The following is a 15,963-nucleotide window of genomic DNA, read 5'->3' as shown; positions in this document are numbered from 1 at the left end:
CGGTCGGGAGATGGCTCCGGGAGAGCCGTGGCCGAGGCATCCAGCCGAGGCCCGAGGTCAAGGGGGACCGCATGGCGACAGCAGCCGCGCACCAGACGGCCCGCACACAGGGGCACAGCGCGCAGGACAGCGCCGTCGAAGCCGACGCGGCGTACGAGCGCGCCTTCGACGCCACCGTGGCCGCCGACGAGCGCATCGAGCCACGCGACTGGATGCCCGACGCCTACCGCGCGACGCTGGTGCGCCAGATCGCCCAGCACGCCCACTCCGAGATCATCGGCATGCAGCCGGAGGCCAACTGGATCACCCGCGCGCCCTCCCTGCGCCGCAAGGCCATCCTCATGGCGAAGGTCCAGGACGAGGCGGGCCACGGGCTCTACCTCTACAGCGCGGCCGAAACCCTCGGCACCGGCCGCGACGAACTGCTCGACAAGCTCCACACCGGCCGCCAGAAGTACTCCTCGATCTTCAACTACCCCACCCTGACCTGGGCGGACGTCGGCGCGATCGGCTGGCTGGTGGACGGCGCCGCGATCACCAACCAGGTCCCCCTGTGCCGCTGCTCCTACGGCCCGTACGCGCGCGCGATGGTCCGCATCTGCAAGGAGGAGTCCTTCCACCAGCGCCAGGGGTACGAGCTCCTGCTGTCCCTCAGTCGCGGCACCCCGGAGCAGCACGCGATGGCGCAGGACGCGGTGGACCGCTGGTGGTGGCCCTCGCTCATGATGTTCGGCCCGCCCGACGACGAGTCCGCGCACTCCGCGCAGTCGATGGCCTGGAAGATCAAGCGCCACTCGAACGACGAACTGCGCCGGCGCTTCGTCGACATCTGCGTCCCCCAGGCGGAGTCCCTCGGCCTCACGCTCCCCGACCCGGAGCTGAAGTGGAACGAGGAGAGCGGGCACCACGACTTCGGCCCCATCGACTGGACCGAGTTCAAGCAGGTCCTCAAGGGCGACGGCCCCTGCAACGAAGAGCGGATCACCCAACGCAGGCGCGCACACGACGAGGGCGCGTGGGTCCGGGAGGCGGCCGCGGCCTACGCGGACAAGCGCAGCGGCGAGACAGGAGCGACACGAGCATGACGAACACCGACTGGCCCCTGTGGGAGGTCTTCGTGCGCTCGCGCCGCGGCCTCTCCCACACCCACGCCGGCAGCCTGCACGCGCCGGACGCGGAGTTCGCCCTGCGCAACGCACGCGACCTGTACACCCGCCGCGGCGAGGGCGTCTCGATCTGGGTCGTGCCGTCCTCGGCGGTCACGGCCTCCTCGCCCGACGAGAAGGACCCGTTCTTCGAACCGTCCGCCGACAAGCCGTACCGGCACCCGACGTTCTACGAGATCCCGGAGGGGGTGAAGCACCTGTGAACGCGCCTGTGCCCACGACCACCGCCACGACCGCCGTCGCGACGGCCGCCACGACGGCGGCCCTCGCCCTCGGCGACGACGCCCTGGTGCTCTCCCACCGCCTGGGGGAGTGGATGGGCCACGCGCCCGTGCTGGAGGAGGAGGTCGCCCTCGCCAACATCGCCCTCGACCTGCTGGGCCAGGCCCGGATCCTGCTGTCGATGGCCGGCGACGAGGACGAACTGGCCTACCTGCGCGAGGAACGCGCCTTCCGCAACGTCCAGTTGGTCGAACAGCCCAACGGCGACTTCGCCCACACCATCGCCCGCCAGCTGTACTTCTCCACCTACCAGCACCTCCTGTACGACCGGCTGGCGACCGCAGAGGGCCCGTTCGCGGGGCTCGCGGCGAAGGCCGTCAAGGAGGTCGCCTACCACCGCGACCACGCCGAACAGTGGACACTGCGGCTCGGCGACGGCACCGAGGTCAGCCACGAGCGGATGCAGCGGGCCTGCACCGCACTGTGGCGGTTCACCGCAGAGATGTTCCGCCCCGTGGACGGCCTCGACCTCGACCGGGCCGCCATGGAGGCGACCTGGCTGGAATCGGTGGGGCACGTACTGGGGCGGGCCGGCCTGGCCGTGCCCGAGGGGTCGCGCACCGGAGCCTGGCGGGCCGGCGCGGGCCGTGAGGGCCTGCACACCGAGTCCTTCGGCCGGATGCTCGCCGAGATGCAGCACCTGCACCGCAGCCACCCGGGGGCGTCATGGTGACCGCCACCGCCCTGGAGGCGGAGCTGCTGGAGATCGCCGGCGCGGTCCCCGACCCCGAGCTGCCGGTGCTCACCCTCCAGGAGCTGGGCGTCGTGCGCGCCGTGCGCGTGCTCGGGACACAGGCCGTGGAGGTGGAGCTGACCCCGACGTACACCGGCTGTCCGGCGGTGGAGGCGATGTCCGTGGACATCGAGCGCGCGCTGCACGCGCACGGAGTACGCGAGGTGACAGTACGCCGGGTGCTGTCCCCCGCCTGGTCGACCGACGACATCACGGACGAAGGACGCCGCAAGCTCCGGCAGTTCGGCATCGCACCGCCCCGGACGGTACGGGACACCGGCCCCGTCGCCCTGGGCCTCGGCCCGACCAGGACCCTCGGCCCGAACAGGCCTCTCGGCCCGACCCGGACCCTCGCACCGGAACCCGATCCGGACCCCGACCCGGTGCGCTGCCCGCACTGCGGCTCCGCCGACACCGAGCTGCTCAGCCGCTTCTCCTCCACCGCCTGCAAGGCGCTGCGGCGCTGCCTGGCCTGCCGTGAACCCTTCGACCACTTCAAGGAGTTGTGATGGCCCGCTTCCACCCGCTCCGGGTGGCCGCGGCGGACCGTCTCACCGACGACTCCGTCGCCCTCACCCTCACGGTCCCCGACGGACTGCGCGAGGAGTACCGGCACGCCCCCGGACAACACCTCGCCCTGCGCCGCGTGGCCGACGGGACCGAGGTCCGGCGGACGTACTCGATCTGCTCTCCCGCCCCCGACCCGGCCGGCGAGGGACCCCGCACGCTCCGGGTGGGCGTCCGACTGGTCGACGGCGGAGCCTTCTCGACCTACGCCCTGAAGGAGATCGACGTCGGCGACGAGCTGGAGGTGATGACCCCGGCGGGCCGGTTCACCCTCGACCCCGCGCCCGGCCTGTACGCGGCGATCGTCGGCGGCAGCGGCATCACCCCGGTGCTGTCGATCGTCTCCACGCTGCTGGCCCGCGAACCCGCCGCCCGGTTCTGCCTCATACGCAGCGACCGGACGGCCGCCTCGACGATGTTCCTGGAGGAGGTCGCCGACCTCAAGGACCGCCATCCCGAGCGGCTGCACCTGGTCACCGTGCTCTCCCGGGAGGAGCAGCAGGCCGGGCTGCCCTCAGGCCGGCTGGACCGGGAGCGGCTGACCGCTCTGCTGCCCTCGCTGCTCCCGGTGGAGAACGTGGCGGGATGGTTCCTGTGCGGCCCCTTCGGGCTTGTGCAGGGCGCGGAGCAGGCGCTGCGCGAGCTCGGGGTCACGCGCTCCCGGATCCACGAGGAGATCTTCCACGTGGACGACGCGCCCCCGCCGGCGCGCACGGCGGCCCCCGCCCACAGCACCGTGACCGCCCGGCTCGACGGCCGGGGCGGAAGCTGGGCCGTGCAGGACGGGGAGTCGGTCCTGGAGACGGTGCTGCGCAACCGGCCCGACGCGCCCTACGCCTGCAAGGGCGGGGTGTGCGGGACCTGCCGGGCCTTCCTGGTCTCCGGCGAGGTCCGCATGGACCGCAACTTCGCGCTGGAGCCGGAGGAGACGGACTCCGGATACGTACTGGCCTGCCAGTCGCACCCGCTGACGGAGACGGTGGAGGTGGACTTCGACAGGTGATTCGACCGGTGATTCGGCCGATGGTTCAACCGTGATTCGACGGGTGATTCGTCCGGTGAGGCATGCATCGGGCAGGCGGTGAGGAGTGACCGCCCGGTTCCCTTCTTCTAGAACCTGTTCTATCTTGACGCTCCGTCAGATCAGCTGACCGTCGGGAGGACAGGCCGTGGACTTCACCTTCACCGAGGAGCAGCAGGCCGCGGCCGAGGCGGCGCGGGGAGTGTTCGCCGGGGTAGCCCCCGACGACGTGCCGAGCCCCGCGCTCACCAGGGGCGCCGTGGCCGACGACTTCGACCGGGCGCTGTGGGCCAAGCTCGCCGCCGCGGACCTGCTGAGCCTGCTGCTCGACGAGGAGTTCGGCGGCGCCGGCCTCGACGCGGTCGGACTCTGTCTGGTGCTGCGCGAATCGGCGAAGGTGCTGGCCCGGGTGCCGTTGCTGGAGAACAGCGCGGCCGCGGCCGCCGTACAGGCCTACGGAAGCCCGGAGCTGAGGTCGGCGCTGCTCGCGCGGGCCGGGCGGGGCGAGACCGTCCTGACCGTCGCCGCCAACGGCCGCACGGGCCACGACCCGGCCGAACTCGCCGTGACCGCCCGCCAGGACGGCACGGACGCGACCGGCGCAGGCGACGGGGACTGGGTGCTGGACGGGGTACAGACCGCAGTCTCCTGGGCGTACAACGCCGACTTCGTCGTCGTCCCGGCGCGCACCGGGGACGACCGGAGCGTCCTCGCCGTCGTTCCCCGCGAGCACGAGGGAGTCGTGCTCGCCGAGCAGATCTCCACCACCGGCGAGCGGCTCGGCGAACTGCGTCTCGAATCGGCGAGGATCGCCGCCCCGAACGTCATCACCGCCGACGGCGCGTGGGAATGGCTGCGCGCCCTGCTCACCACGGGGACATGCGCGCTGGCGCTCGGTCTGGGCGAGCGCGTGCTGGGGATGACCAGCGACTACGCCGGCAAGCGGGAGCAGTTCGGACACCCGATCGCCAGTTTCCAGGCCGTGGCCGTGCAGGCCGCCGACCGCTATATCGACCTGCGTGCGATGGAGGTCACGCTGTGGCAGGCCGCGTGGCGGATCGCCTCCGGCGCCCCGGGCGCTCTGCCGGCCTCCGGTGACGTCGCCGTGGCCAAGATCTGGGCCTCCGAGGGCGTACGGCGGACGGTGCAGACCGCGCAGCATCTGCACGGAGGCTTCGGCGCCGACGTCGACTACCCGCTGCACCGATACCACGCCTGGGCCAAGCACCTCGAACTGTCGCTCGGCCCGGCCGCCGCGCACGAGGAGGCCCTGGGCGACCTACTGGCCGCCCATCACCTCGGCTGACCCGCACAGGCCCTGGACTCGGCCTCGGCTCCGCCCTACAGAACGAAGCCCGGCTTGCCCTCGGCCGTGACGACCGGGCGGCCCGCGGCGGCCCAGATCTGCATACCGCCGTCGACGTTCACGGCGTCGATGCCCTGCTGCACGAGGTACATCGTGACCTGGGCGGAACGACCGCCGGAGCGGCAGATCACATGGACCCGCCCGTCCTGCGGAGCCGCCTCGGTCAGCTCGCCGTAGCGCCCGACGAACTCGCTGATGGGGATGTGCAGGGCCCCTTCGGCATGACCCGCCTGCCACTCGTCGTCCTCACGGACGTCCAGCAGGAAGTCGCCGTCCTTGAGGTCTCCGACCTCGACCGTGGGCACACCAGCTCCGAAACTCATGCCCCGACGCTACCCGACACGGGGTGCGAGACGACGGGGCCGGCCACCGAAGCAGCCCGCTAGCCCGCTAGCCCACCAGCTCGGCCAGCTCCGCCTCGCGTGCGGCGACGTCGGCGAGAAGCTTGTCGGCGATCTCGTCCAGGAGACGGTCGGGGTCGTCCGGGGCCATCCGGAGCATCGAGCCGATCGCGCTGTCCTCCAGCTCCCGGGCGACCAGCGCGAGCATCTCCTTGCGCTCGGCGAGCCACTCGAGGCGGGCGTAGAGCTCCTCGCTGGGGCTCGGGGCGCGCTCCGCGGGCACCGGACCGGCCGCCCACTCCTCGGCCAGCTCGCGGAGCAGGCCCGCGTCGCCCCGCGCGTAGGCCGCGTTCACGCGGGTGATGAACTCCTCGCGCCGGGCCCGCTCGGCGTCCTCCTGCGCGAGGTCGGGGTGGGCCTTGCGGACCAGCTCGCGGTACAGCTTGCGAGCCTCGTCGCTGGGCCGCACCCGCTGCGGCGGCTGGACGGACTGGTCCGTGAGCATCGCGGCGGCCTCCGGGAACAGCCCCTCGCCGTCCATCCAGCCGTGGAACAGCTCCTCGACCCCGGGCATCGGCAGCGCCCGGGCCCGCGCCTCGGCGGCCTTGCGCACATCCTCGGGGTCACCGGTGCGGGCGGCCTTGGCCTCGGCGATCTGCGCGTCCAGTTCGTCGAGCCGGGCGTACATCGGACCGAGTTTCTGGTGGTGGAGCCGCGAGAAGTTCTCGACCTCGACGCGGAAGGTCTCCACCGCGATCTCGAACTCGATCAACGCCTGCTCGGCGGCCCGCACGGCCTGCTCCAGCCGCGCCTCGGGCCGGGGCTGCTCAGCTTCGGGGGTCGTCACCCGACCAGCCTAGGCCAACGATCCCCCGGCCATGTCGACCCACCGTCCGCAGGGGCCCCGGCTCCTCACGCGATACGCCTCGGATGCGCCTCACACCCCGGTCTCCGAGGCGATCCGTCCCGCTCGTACCGCGGCGACCAGGTTCGTGTGGTCCGCCTCGGTGCGGTCGGCGTAGGCGACGGCGAACGTGGCGATCGCGTCGTCGAGTTCCTCGTTCTTGCCGCAGTATCCGGCGACGAGGCGGGGGTCGGCGCTGTGGGAGTGGGCACGGGCCAGCAGGGCGCCGGTCATCCGGCCGTAGTCGTCGATCTGGTCGGCCGCGAGCGCCGCCGGGTCGACGCTGCCCTTGCGGTTGCGGAACTGCCGTACCTGGAAGGGGCGCCCGTCGACGGTCGTCCAGCCCAGCAGTATGTCGCTGACGACCTGCATGCGCTTCTGGCCGAGGACCACCCGGCGGCCCTCGTGGTCCACCTCCGGCGCCTCGAAACCGGCGGTCAGCAGGTGCGGTACGAGGGCCGAGGCGCGGGCCTCCTTCACCTGGAGGATCAGCGGCTCGCCTCGGTGGTCCAGCAGCAGCACCACATACGACCGCGCCCCGACACTGCCCGTGCCGACGATACGGAAGGCGACGTCGTGCACCGCGTGGCGGGCCAGCAGGGGGTGGCGGTCCTCGGACAGGGTGGTCAGGTACTGCTCCAGGGACGCGGCCACCACCGCGGCCTCCGCGTCCGGGACCCGGCGCAGCACCGGCGGCGCGTCGACGAAGCGGCGGCCGCCGTTCTCCGTCGGCTCGGTCGCCTTCGCCGCGAACCGTCCGCTGGTGTTGGCCCGCGCCTTCTCCGAGACCCGCTCCAGGGTGCCCAGCAGGTCGTGGGCGTCGGTGTGGGAGACCAGCTCCTCGTCGGCGATGGCGTTCCACGCGTCCAGCACCGGAAGTCTGGCCAGCAGCCGCATGGTGCGTCGGTAGGAGCCGGCCGCGCCGTGCGCCGCCTTACGGCAGGTGTCCTCGTCCGCGCCGGCCTCCCGGCCCGCGAGCACCAGGGAGGCGGCGAGGCGCTTGAGGTCCCACTCCCAGGGGCCGTCGACCGTCTCGTCGAAGTCGTTCAGGTCGATGACCAGACCGCCCCGGGCGTCGCCGTACAGGCCGAAGTTGGCCGCGTGGGCGTCGCCGCAGATCTGGGCGCGGATCCCGGTCATGGGCGTGCGGGCCAGGTCGTACGCCATGAGCCCGGCCGAGCCGCGCAGGAACGCGAACGGCGTGGCCGCCATCCGGCCGACCCTTATGGGCGTCAGCTCCGCGATGCGGCCCAGGTTGGACTCCTCGACCACCGTCACCGCGTCCGGCCGCGAGGCGTCCAGCTCGAGCTCGGCGTGCGCCGCGCGCGGCACCCGGCCCCGCAGGGCCTTGCCCGCCTCCTTGGGCGCCCCGAGCACAGACCCCGACTTGGCACCCGCGACCGCGCCCTCACCCGCGCCCTCACCCGCGACGGACCGCTCAGCAGACCGCTCGACGGGCCACTCCGCGAACCCGGGCACCCGGGGAAGCCTGCGCGCTCCACCCGTCTCGGCCCCTGTCCCTGCAACACCGGCCTCGGTCACCACGACCGCCTCCCCCGCACACGTCCGTCCGTCGGCTCGACGAGCCGATCATCAACTCGTGCCGACCGTACAGCCGACGACCGGGACCCGTCAGACCCTGTGGACGGCATGTTTCACGTGAAACACGCCACCGCCCTCACCACACGCACGGCAACTCCACAGTGATCGCGGTCGGCCCCCCGACCGGACTACTCACGCTCACCGCACCGTCCAACGCGGCGACCCGTCGCCGGATCCCCAGCAGGCCGGACCCTTCACCCTCGTCAGCGCCGCCGAGACCCTCGTCCCGCACCACCGCCCGCAGCCCGTTCCGCAGCCGCACCAGCTCGACGTCGGCCCGCGGTGAACCGCTGTGCTTGGCGACGTTGGTGAGCGCCTCCGCCACCGCGAAATAGGCAGCGGCCTCCACAGCCGCGGGCGCCCGGTGCCCACCGGTGCCCCCGTCATCGAGTCCTTCCACCCGAACCGTCACATCCACTGCGCTGCCGGCGGCCAGCGCCCGGACGGCGCCCGTGAGTCCGCGGTCGGTGAGGATCGGCGGGTGGATGCCCCGCACGACGTGCCGCAGTTCGGTCAGCGCCTGTTCGGCCTGGTCCTGCGCATCCGCCATGAGGGTGCGCGCGGCGTCCGGGTCACGGTCGAAGGCCCGCTGCGCGAGCCCGATCCGCATGGACAGGGCGACCAGCCGGGCCTGGGCGCCGTCGTGCAGGTCGCGTTCGATGCGACGCAGTTCGGCGCCGTGCGCGGCGATCGCATCGGCGCGGGTCTCGGTCAGCGCCCGGACCCGGGCGGCCAGACGCGCCTTCGGGGACGGCCTGAGCAGCGCCCCCGACCAGCGGGCCTCGAGATCGGCGAGCCGCACGACGAGCGGCAGGACGACCGCGTCCCGGCGCAGCAGCCCGCACCGCACCCCGTCGACGACCAGCGCCGTCGGCCACAGCGGCAGCGCGAGCAGTACCAGCCAGCCGTAGACGTAGTGGGCGACCATCCAACGCAGGTCGGCGAGGGTGCCGGGGTCGCGGACGGCCGTCCGGACGCGTTCGCGCAGCGATCCGGTGAGCGGCTCGTACGCCTCGGGGATCTCACGGCCCGTCCAGCCCGCGACCTGATGGCGCTTGGCCCCGGCGATCCGGCGGATCAGCAGCACCGCCTCGGGCAGCAGCCACGCGCCGACGACGGTGAGCGTGCCGATGGCCGCGATGAGCAGCACGGTGACGAACAGATACGTGCCGAAGGTCATCACCGCGGCGACGGCCAGCCGGTCCGTTGCCCGTCCCGCCTGGCGGATCATCGTCGTCGGCCGGATCGTTTGCACCATGCACCCAACGCTAGGTCGCGCCCCGTCCGAACGCGGTGTAGCCCGCTACACCACCGGTCACGGCACCGGTCACCGCACCCGCCGCCACCGGCCACGACCCTGAGATGTTCCTCACAAGCTGTGATCGCCATGGCCTGTACTCGGCGGCTGCCTGCCAGTGCGGAGAAACGCGAAAGCCCCTCAGGTCCTGGGACCTGAGGGGCTTCCAGCTGTGCGCGAGGGGGGAGTTGAACCCCCACGCCCTTGCGGGCACTGGAACCTGAATCCAGCGCGTCTGCCTATTCCGCCACCCGCGCATTGGGTGTGTCCTCCGGCTTGTTGGCCTTGCGGCCTTGCGCCTTCCGACACGCAGAACATTAGCACGCGGGTCAGGGTGCGTTCACATCCCTTGTTCGGGGGCAGGGAGCAGGTGGGAGGCCTTCGGCAACCTTCCTGGGTCTCGGCGGTGACCGGTTCACGTATCAACCTCGTACTAGAGGCGGCCGTCTCCCCAGGAGCCGGACAAGGACCACAGTCAGGTGCGGGACACTGGTCCACGGCCGCCTCTACGATCCTGGGCAGAAGCACATGCGCAAGAGGGCGTCGACATCCGTCGGCGGGGCCGACAGGGGGAACCAGCCGATTCACCGGCGCGTGGATACGATCAGTAAGCAGTACCAGGTAAGCAGCACGGCACGGGACGGCAGCCACTACGGAGGAGGTGCCCCATGGGAGTCCTGAAGAAATTCGAGCAGCGTCTCGAGGGTCTGGTCAACGGCACCTTCGCCAAGGTCTTCAAGTCCGAGGTCCAGCCCGTGGAGATCGCCGGTGCGCTCCAGCGCGAGTGCGACAACAACGCCACGATCTGGAACCGTGACCGCACGGTCGTCCCCAACGACTTCATCGTGGAGCTGAGCACGCCGGACTACGAGCGGCTCAGCCCCTACTCCGGCCAGCTCGGCGACGAGCTCGCGGGCATGGTGCGCGACTACGCCAAGCAGCAGCGCTACACCTTCATGGGACCGATCAAGGTCAACCTGGAGAAGGCGGACGACCTCGACACCGGCCTGTACCGGGTGCGCAGCCGTACGCTCGCCTCCACCGGCAGCCAGGCGCCGGAGCAGGCGCCAGCCGCCGGCGGCCGACAGCGTCCCGGCGGGGCGGCCGCGCCGCCCATGCCGGCCGCACCGCCGCCCGGCGGCGCCCCCGGCGCCCGTCCCGGCGGCTACGGCTACCCGCCCGCGGCCGGCGCCCAGCGCCCGGGCGCGGCCGGCGGCGGTCTGGCCGGGGCTCCGCAGCCCGGGTCACGCACCCGCCACTGGATCGAGATCAACGGCACCCGCCACCAGATCTCCCGCGCCACGCTCGTGCTGGGCCGCAGTACCGAGGCCGACGTGCGGATCGACGACCCCGGCGTCTCCCGCCGGCACTGCGAGATCCGAACCGGTTCGCCCTCGACGATCCAGGATCTCGGCTCCACCAACGGCATCGTGGTGGACGGGCAGCACACCACCCGCGCTACGCTCCGCGACGGCTCGCGGATCGTCGTGGGCAGCACCACCATCATTTACCGGCAAGCCGAAGGGTGAAGCGGGGGCAATGTCAGAGCTGACCCTCACGGTCATGCGGCTGGGTTTCCTGGCCGTACTGTGGCTGTTCGTGATCGTGGCCGTGCAGGTCATCCGCAGCGACCTGTTCGGTACGCGGGTCACCCAGCGCGGTTCGCGCCGGGAGGCCGGGCGCGCGCAGCAGCAGCAGGCGCAGCGCCAGGCGCCCCCGCAGCAGCGCCAGCAGCCCGCCGCCGCCGGCCGCACGCGCCGTAACGCACCTACCAAGCTGGTCGTGTCCGAGGGCACCCTCACCGGCACGACCGTCGCGCTCCAGGGCCAGACCATCACGCTGGGCCGGGCGCACGACAGCACGATCGTGCTGGACGACGACTACGCCTCCAGCCGCCATGCCAGGATCTACCCGGACCGCGACGGCCAGTGGATCGTCGAGGACCTGGGCTCCACCAACGGCACGTACCTCGACCGATCGCGGCTGACGACTCCCACACCGATCCCGCTGGGCGCGCCGATCCGTATCGGCAAGACCGTCATCGAGTTGCGGAAGTAGTGCTACATCATGACTGAGCGCGAGCGGAGCGAGCACGCGGCGGCGGCCGGCACCCAGGGCCCCCTTGTGCTCCCGACCGGAGGGTGGGCAGTGTGGCTCGACACGACCGGCTGTACCCGGGGCCGACGGGCGAGGTGCGCATGAGTCTGTCACTGCGCTTCGCCGCCGGATCGCACAAGGGCATGATCCGGGAGGGCAACGAGGACTCCGGTTACGCCGGTCCCCGCCTGCTCGCCATCGCCGACGGCATGGGCGGCGCCGCCGCCGGTGAGGTCGCCTCGTCCGAGGCCATCTCCACCATCGTCGCCCTCGACGACGACGTCCCCGGCTCCGACGTCCTCACCTCGCTCGGCACCGCCGTCCAGCGCGCCAACGACCAACTGCGCGCCCTGGTCGAGGAGGACCCCCAGCTCGAGGGCATGGGGACCACCCTGACCGCGCTGCTGTGGACCGGCCAGCGCCTCGGTCTGGTGCACGTCGGCGACTCGCGCGCCTACCTGCTGCGGGACGGCGTGCTGACCCAGATCACACAGGACCACACCTGGGTGCAGCGCCTCGTCGACGAGGGCCGCATCACCGAGGAAGAGGCCACCACCCACCCCCAGCGGTCCCTGCTGATGCGGGCGCTGGGAAGCGGCGAGCACGTCGAGCCGGACCTGTCGATCCGTGAGGTCCGGGCCGGCGACCGCTATCTGATCTGCTCCGACGGTCTGTCCGGAGTCGTCTCCCACCAGACGCTCGAGGACACCCTCGCCAGCTACCAGGGCCCCCAGGAGACCGTGCAGGAGCTGATCCAGCTCGCGCTGCGCGGCGGCGGCCCCGACAACATCACCGTGATCGTGGCCGACGTCCTCGACCTGGACACCGGCGACACCCTCGCCGGGCAGCTCTCCGACGTCCCGGTCGTGGTCGGCGCGGTCGCCGAGAACCAGCTCCAGCTGCACGACAACGGCATCATGCAGACCCCGGCCGGCCGGGCCTCGGGCCTCGGCCGCCGGCAGCAGGGGCACGGCGGGGGCGGCGAGTTCGGCCCGCCCGGCTCCGGCGGCGACATCACCGGCTTCATCCCCACCGACGGCTTCGGCGACTACACCGACGACGACTTCGTCAAGCCGCGCGGCGGCCGCAAGTGGCTGAAGAGATCCTTCTACAGCGTGCTCGCGCTCGCCGTCATCGGCGGCGGCCTGTACGGCGGCTGGCGCTGGACGCAGACGCAGTACTACGTCGGCACCAAGGGCGAGCACGTCGCGCTGTACCGGGGCATCAGCCAGGACCTGGCCTGGGTGTCGCTGTCGAAGGTGGAGAAGGACCACCCCGAGATCGAACTCAAGTACCTCCCGGAGTACCAGCAGAAGCTGGTCGAGGCGACGATCGCCGAGGGCAGCCTGTCCACTGCCCAGAAGAAGATCGACGAGCTGGCCGTCCAGGCCTCCGCCTGCAAGAAGCAGGCCGGCACCGGGACAGCGAGCACGACCGGCTCCACGACCGGCCCGAAGACCGGTGAGGGCGAGGCAGACGGCAGCACGGGAACCACGCCCGCGTCTCTCACGTCCAAGGCATCGCCGAGCCCCTCGGCATCCGCGTCCCCGTCCGTATCCGCGACCGCCACTCCCACCCCCGGCCCCAGCCTTTCGGAGGAAGAGCAGAAGGTCGTCTCGCGGTGCGGTGAGCAGTAGGCAAGCCGTGAGAGGCCCCGTCACACGATGAGCAGTACTACCAACTCGCCGACGCATCACACGTCCACGATCGGCTCGATCGGTACGCCGAGCCGGCGCAACACCGAGCTCGCGCTGCTGGTGTTCGCCGTCGCCATCCCGGTCTTCGCCTACGCCAACGTGGGCCTGGCCATCAAGGAGGAGGTGCCGTCCGGCCTCCTGAGCTACGGGCTGGGCCTCGGGCTCCTGGCCGGCGTCGCCCATCTCGTCGTCCGCAAGTTCGCGCCGTACGCGGACCCGCTGCTGCTGCCGCTGGCCACCCTGCTGAACGGGCTCGGGCTGGTCGCCATCTGGCGACTGGACCAGTCGAAGTATCTGCAGAACGCCGAGCAGGCCGGCACGGCCGCGCCACGGCAGCTGCTGTACACGGCGATGGGCATCGCCCTGTTCATCGTGGTGCTGATCTTCCTCAAGGACCACCGCGTCCTGCAGCGCTACACCTACATCTCCATGGTCGGCGCGATCTTCCTGCTGCTGCTCCCGCTCGTGCCCGGCCTCGGCCAGAACATCTACGGCGCCAAGATCTGGATCTCGGTCGCCGGCTTCTCCATCCAGCCCGGTGAGTTCGCCAAGATCGTGCTGGCGATCTTCTTCGCGGGCTATCTGATGGTGAAGCGCGACGCGCTCGCCCTGGCCAGCCGCCGTGTGCTCGGCCTGTATCTGCCGCGCGGCCGCGACCTCGGCCCGATCATCGTCGTCTGGATCATCTCGATCCTGATCCTGGTCTTCGAGACGGACCTCGGCACCTCGCTGCTGTTCTTCGGAATGTTCGTCATCATGCTGTACGTCGCCACCGAGCGGACCAGCTGGATCGTCTTCGGCATGCTGATGTCCGCGGTCGGCGCGGTCGGCGTGGCCCAGTTCGAGAGCCACGTCCAGCAGCGTGTGCAGGCCTGGCTCGACCCCATGGGCGAGTACAAGCTCTCCCAGGAGGGCGTCATCGGCCACTCCGAGCAGGCCATGCAGGCCCTGTGGGCGTTCGGCTCCGGCGGCACCCTCGGCACCGGCTGGGGCCAGGGCCACTCCGAGCTGATCAAGTTCGCCGCCAACTCCGACTTCATCCTCGCCACCTTCGGCGAGGAGCTGGGCCTGGCCGGCGTCATGGCGCTCCTGCTGCTGTACGGGCTGATCGTCGAGCGCGGTGTGCGCACCGCCCTCGCCGCCCGCGACCCGTTCGGCAAGCTCCTCGCGATCGGCCTCTCCGGCGCCTTCGCGCTGCAGGTCTTCGTGGTCGCCGGCGGTGTGATGGGCCTCATTCCGCTCACCGGTATGACGATGCCCTTCCTGGCGTACGGCGGTTCCTCCGTCATCGCCAACTGGGCCCTGATCGGCATCCTGATCAGAATCAGCGACACCGCGCGCCGCCCGGCACCCGCGCCCGCTTCCAACCCCGACGCCGAGATGACCCAGGTGGTCCGCCCGTCATGAACAAGCCCCTGCGCCGGATCGCGATCTTCTGCGGCCTCCTGGTCCTCACCCTGCTGCTGCGGGACAACTACCTGCAGTACGTCAAGGCGGACAGCCTCGCCAGCGACACCAAGAACCGCCGCGTCAACATCACGCGCTACTCGACGCCGCGCGGCAACATCATCGTCGACGGCAAGGCCATCACCGGCTCGGTGGAGACCACCGGCGACTACAAGTACAAGCGCACCTGGACCAACGGCGCGATGTGGGCGCCGGTCACCGGCTACTCCTCGCAGGCCTTCGGCGCCAACCAGCTGGAGAAGCTGGAGGACGGCATCCTCAGCGGCAACGACGACCGGCTCTTCTTCCGCAACACCCTGGACATGATCACGGGCAAGGACAAGGAGGGCGGCAGCGTCATCACCACCCTCAACGCCGCCGCGCAGAAGGCCGCTTACGAGGGCCTGGGCAGCAAGAAGGGCGCGGTCGCCGCGATCGAGCCGTCCACCGGCAAGATCCTGGCGCTGGTCTCCACGCCGTCGTACGACCCGTCGAAGTTCGCCGGATCCTCCGACGCGGACTCCGACGCGTGGAACGCGGTCCAGAAGAAGAACGACGCCGACGACCCGATGCTCAACCGCGCGCTGCGCGAGACCTACCCGCCGGGCTCCACGTTCAAGGTCGTCACCGCCGCCGCCGCGCTGGAGAACGGCGAGGTCTCCGGCATCGACGACAAGACCGACACCCCGGATCCGTTCAAGCTGCCGGAGTCCTCGAGCAAGCTCACCAACGAGCACGGCGACTGCGAGAACGCCACCCTGCGCTACGCGCTCATGGTGTCCTGCAACACCGTCTTCGCGAAGATGGCCGACAACGTCGGCAACGAGAAGATGATCGAGCAGGCGGAGAAGTTCGGCTTCAACGAGGCGGAGCTGGACACCCCGGTGCGCGCCGCGGAGAGCATCTACCCCAAGGACAACCGGCCGCAGAACGCCCAGGACGGCATCGGCCAGGCCTCCAACCGCGCCACCCCGCTGCAGATGGCCATGGTCGCCTCGGCGGTCGCCAACGACGGCAAGCTGATGAAGCCGTACATGGTCGACCAGCTGAAGGCCGCGAATCTGGACACCATCGAGACGACCGAGCCGCAGCAGCTGTCGCAGGCCGTCTCGTCCAAGACCGCGCAGGCCCTGCAGGAGATGATGGAGACGGTCGTCAACAACGACCAGGGCACCGGCGGCAAGGCGAAGATCAGCGGCGTCGTCGTCGGCGGCAAGACCGGTACCGCACAGCACGGCCTGAACAACAGCGAGAAGCCGTACGCCTGGTTCATCTCGTACGCGAAGCTGTCCGACGGCAGCGCGCCGGTGGCCGTCGCCGTCGTCGTCGAGGACGGCGCAGCCAACCGCGGCGACATCACCGGCGGCGGTCTCGCCGGCCCGATCGCAAGGGACGTGATGAAGGCAGTCATCGACAGCAAGAAGTGACCCCCATCACGTCGCCT

The 15,963-nt window shown here is 71.2% G+C and carries 15 protein-coding genes and 1 tRNA gene; 11 read left to right on the top strand and 5 right to left on the bottom strand.

Going from position 1 to position 15,963, the window contains the following annotated elements; genetic code table 11:
- Nucleotides 1-71 precede the first annotated feature (71 nt).
- From paaA to ABZ725_RS10330, 6 genes are all read left to right on the top strand, one after another.
- Nucleotides 72-1,085 (top strand): 1,2-phenylacetyl-CoA epoxidase subunit PaaA, encoded by a 1,014-nt coding sequence (paaA, locus tag ABZ725_RS10355; RefSeq protein ID WP_358802282.1) that lies wholly within the window; start codon nucleotides 72-74, stop codon nucleotides 1,083-1,085.
- Nucleotides 1,082-1,369 (top strand): 1,2-phenylacetyl-CoA epoxidase subunit PaaB, encoded by a 288-nt coding sequence (gene paaB, locus ABZ725_RS10350; RefSeq protein WP_020130608.1) that lies wholly within the window; start codon nucleotides 1,082-1,084, stop codon nucleotides 1,367-1,369. Before paaA ends, paaB begins: the two co-directional genes overlap by 4 nt.
- An 8-nt stretch (nucleotides 1,370-1,377) precedes the next feature.
- On the top strand, nucleotides 1,378-2,121 hold the full coding sequence (gene paaC, locus ABZ725_RS10345; protein ID WP_358802281.1) for a 1,2-phenylacetyl-CoA epoxidase subunit PaaC: 744 nt from the start codon (nucleotides 1,378-1,380) through the stop codon (nucleotides 2,119-2,121).
- Entirely contained in the window at nucleotides 2,115-2,690 is a 576-nt protein-coding gene (gene paaD / locus ABZ725_RS10340) for a 1,2-phenylacetyl-CoA epoxidase subunit PaaD (protein ID WP_358802280.1), read from the top strand. The genes paaC and paaD overlap by 7 nt, the downstream gene beginning before the upstream one ends.
- Nucleotides 2,690-3,751: a 2Fe-2S iron-sulfur cluster-binding protein gene (locus ABZ725_RS10335; protein WP_358802279.1), complete on the top strand. Its 1,062-nt coding sequence runs from the start codon at nucleotides 2,690-2,692 to the stop codon at nucleotides 3,749-3,751. Before paaD ends, ABZ725_RS10335 begins: the two co-directional genes overlap by 1 nt.
- Nucleotides 3,752-3,917: 166 nt before the next feature.
- Nucleotides 3,918-5,075, top strand: a complete 1,158-nt coding sequence (locus tag ABZ725_RS10330; protein ID WP_358802278.1) for an acyl-CoA dehydrogenase family protein — start codon at nucleotides 3,918-3,920, stop codon at nucleotides 5,073-5,075.
- Nucleotides 5,076-5,110: 35 nt separating this feature from the next.
- On the opposite strand, the gene ABZ725_RS10325 is transcribed toward ABZ725_RS10330, so the two are convergent.
- The 5 genes from ABZ725_RS10325 to ABZ725_RS10305 all read right to left on the bottom strand — a co-directional run bounded on the left by ABZ725_RS10325 (nucleotide 5,111) and on the right by ABZ725_RS10305 (nucleotide 9,536).
- Nucleotides 5,111-5,440 carry a rhodanese-like domain-containing protein gene (locus ABZ725_RS10325; protein ID WP_358802745.1) on the bottom strand — a complete coding sequence of 110 codons (330 nt, stop codon included), beginning with the start codon at nucleotides 5,438-5,440 and terminating at the stop codon, nucleotides 5,111-5,113.
- 85 nt (nucleotides 5,441-5,525) lie between these two features.
- Nucleotides 5,526-6,323: a hypothetical protein gene (locus ABZ725_RS10320; protein ID WP_358802277.1), complete on the bottom strand. Its 798-nt coding sequence runs from the start codon at nucleotides 6,321-6,323 to the stop codon at nucleotides 5,526-5,528.
- 90 nt (nucleotides 6,324-6,413) lie between these two features.
- A complete protein-coding gene (locus ABZ725_RS10315; RefSeq protein ID WP_358802276.1) occupies nucleotides 6,414-7,925 on the bottom strand; it encodes a DUF2252 domain-containing protein in 1,512 nt (503 codons plus the stop codon).
- A 133-nt stretch (nucleotides 7,926-8,058) separates the two neighbouring features.
- Nucleotides 8,059-9,240: a histidine kinase gene (locus ABZ725_RS10310; protein ID WP_358802275.1), complete on the bottom strand. Its 1,182-nt coding sequence runs from the start codon at nucleotides 9,238-9,240 to the stop codon at nucleotides 8,059-8,061.
- A 212-nt stretch (nucleotides 9,241-9,452) separates the two neighbouring features.
- Nucleotides 9,453-9,536, bottom strand: a tRNA-Leu gene (locus tag ABZ725_RS10305).
- A 411-nt stretch (nucleotides 9,537-9,947) separates the two neighbouring features.
- Between ABZ725_RS10305 and ABZ725_RS10300 the strand changes: the two genes are divergently transcribed.
- The 5 genes from ABZ725_RS10300 (at nucleotide 9,948) to ABZ725_RS10280 (ending at nucleotide 15,946) form a co-directional block, all read left to right on the top strand.
- On the top strand, nucleotides 9,948-10,808 hold the full coding sequence (locus tag ABZ725_RS10300) for a DUF3662 and FHA domain-containing protein (RefSeq protein ID WP_351905623.1): 861 nt from the start codon (nucleotides 9,948-9,950) through the stop codon (nucleotides 10,806-10,808).
- Nucleotides 10,809-10,818: 10 nt separating this feature from the next.
- Nucleotides 10,819-11,337 carry an FHA domain-containing protein gene (locus ABZ725_RS10295; protein ID WP_358802274.1) on the top strand — a complete coding sequence of 173 codons (519 nt, stop codon included), beginning with the start codon at nucleotides 10,819-10,821 and terminating at the stop codon, nucleotides 11,335-11,337.
- 92 nt (nucleotides 11,338-11,429) lie between these two features.
- Complete coding sequence (locus ABZ725_RS10290) at nucleotides 11,430-13,013, top strand: Stp1/IreP family PP2C-type Ser/Thr phosphatase (protein WP_358802273.1); 1,584 nt, start codon at nucleotides 11,430-11,432, stop codon at nucleotides 13,011-13,013.
- A gap of 27 nt (nucleotides 13,014-13,040) precedes the next feature.
- The gene (locus tag ABZ725_RS10285) at nucleotides 13,041-14,480 is read left to right on the top strand and encodes an FtsW/RodA/SpoVE family cell cycle protein (protein ID WP_358802272.1); all 1,440 of its coding nucleotides are present in this window, start codon (nucleotides 13,041-13,043) and stop codon (nucleotides 14,478-14,480) included.
- Entirely contained in the window at nucleotides 14,477-15,946 is a 1,470-nt protein-coding gene (locus ABZ725_RS10280; RefSeq protein ID WP_358802271.1) for a penicillin-binding transpeptidase domain-containing protein, read from the top strand. The genes ABZ725_RS10285 and ABZ725_RS10280 overlap by 4 nt, the downstream gene beginning before the upstream one ends.
- Nucleotides 15,947-15,963 lie beyond the last annotated feature (17 nt).

It is taken from the genome of Streptomyces sp. NPDC006872 (genome assembly GCF_040635845.1).
GTDB lineage: Bacteria > Actinomycetota > Actinomycetes > Streptomycetales > Streptomycetaceae > Streptomyces.
The sequence above is the reverse complement of the archived record's forward strand: the minus strand, read 5'-3'. Positions and strand labels throughout refer to the sequence as shown.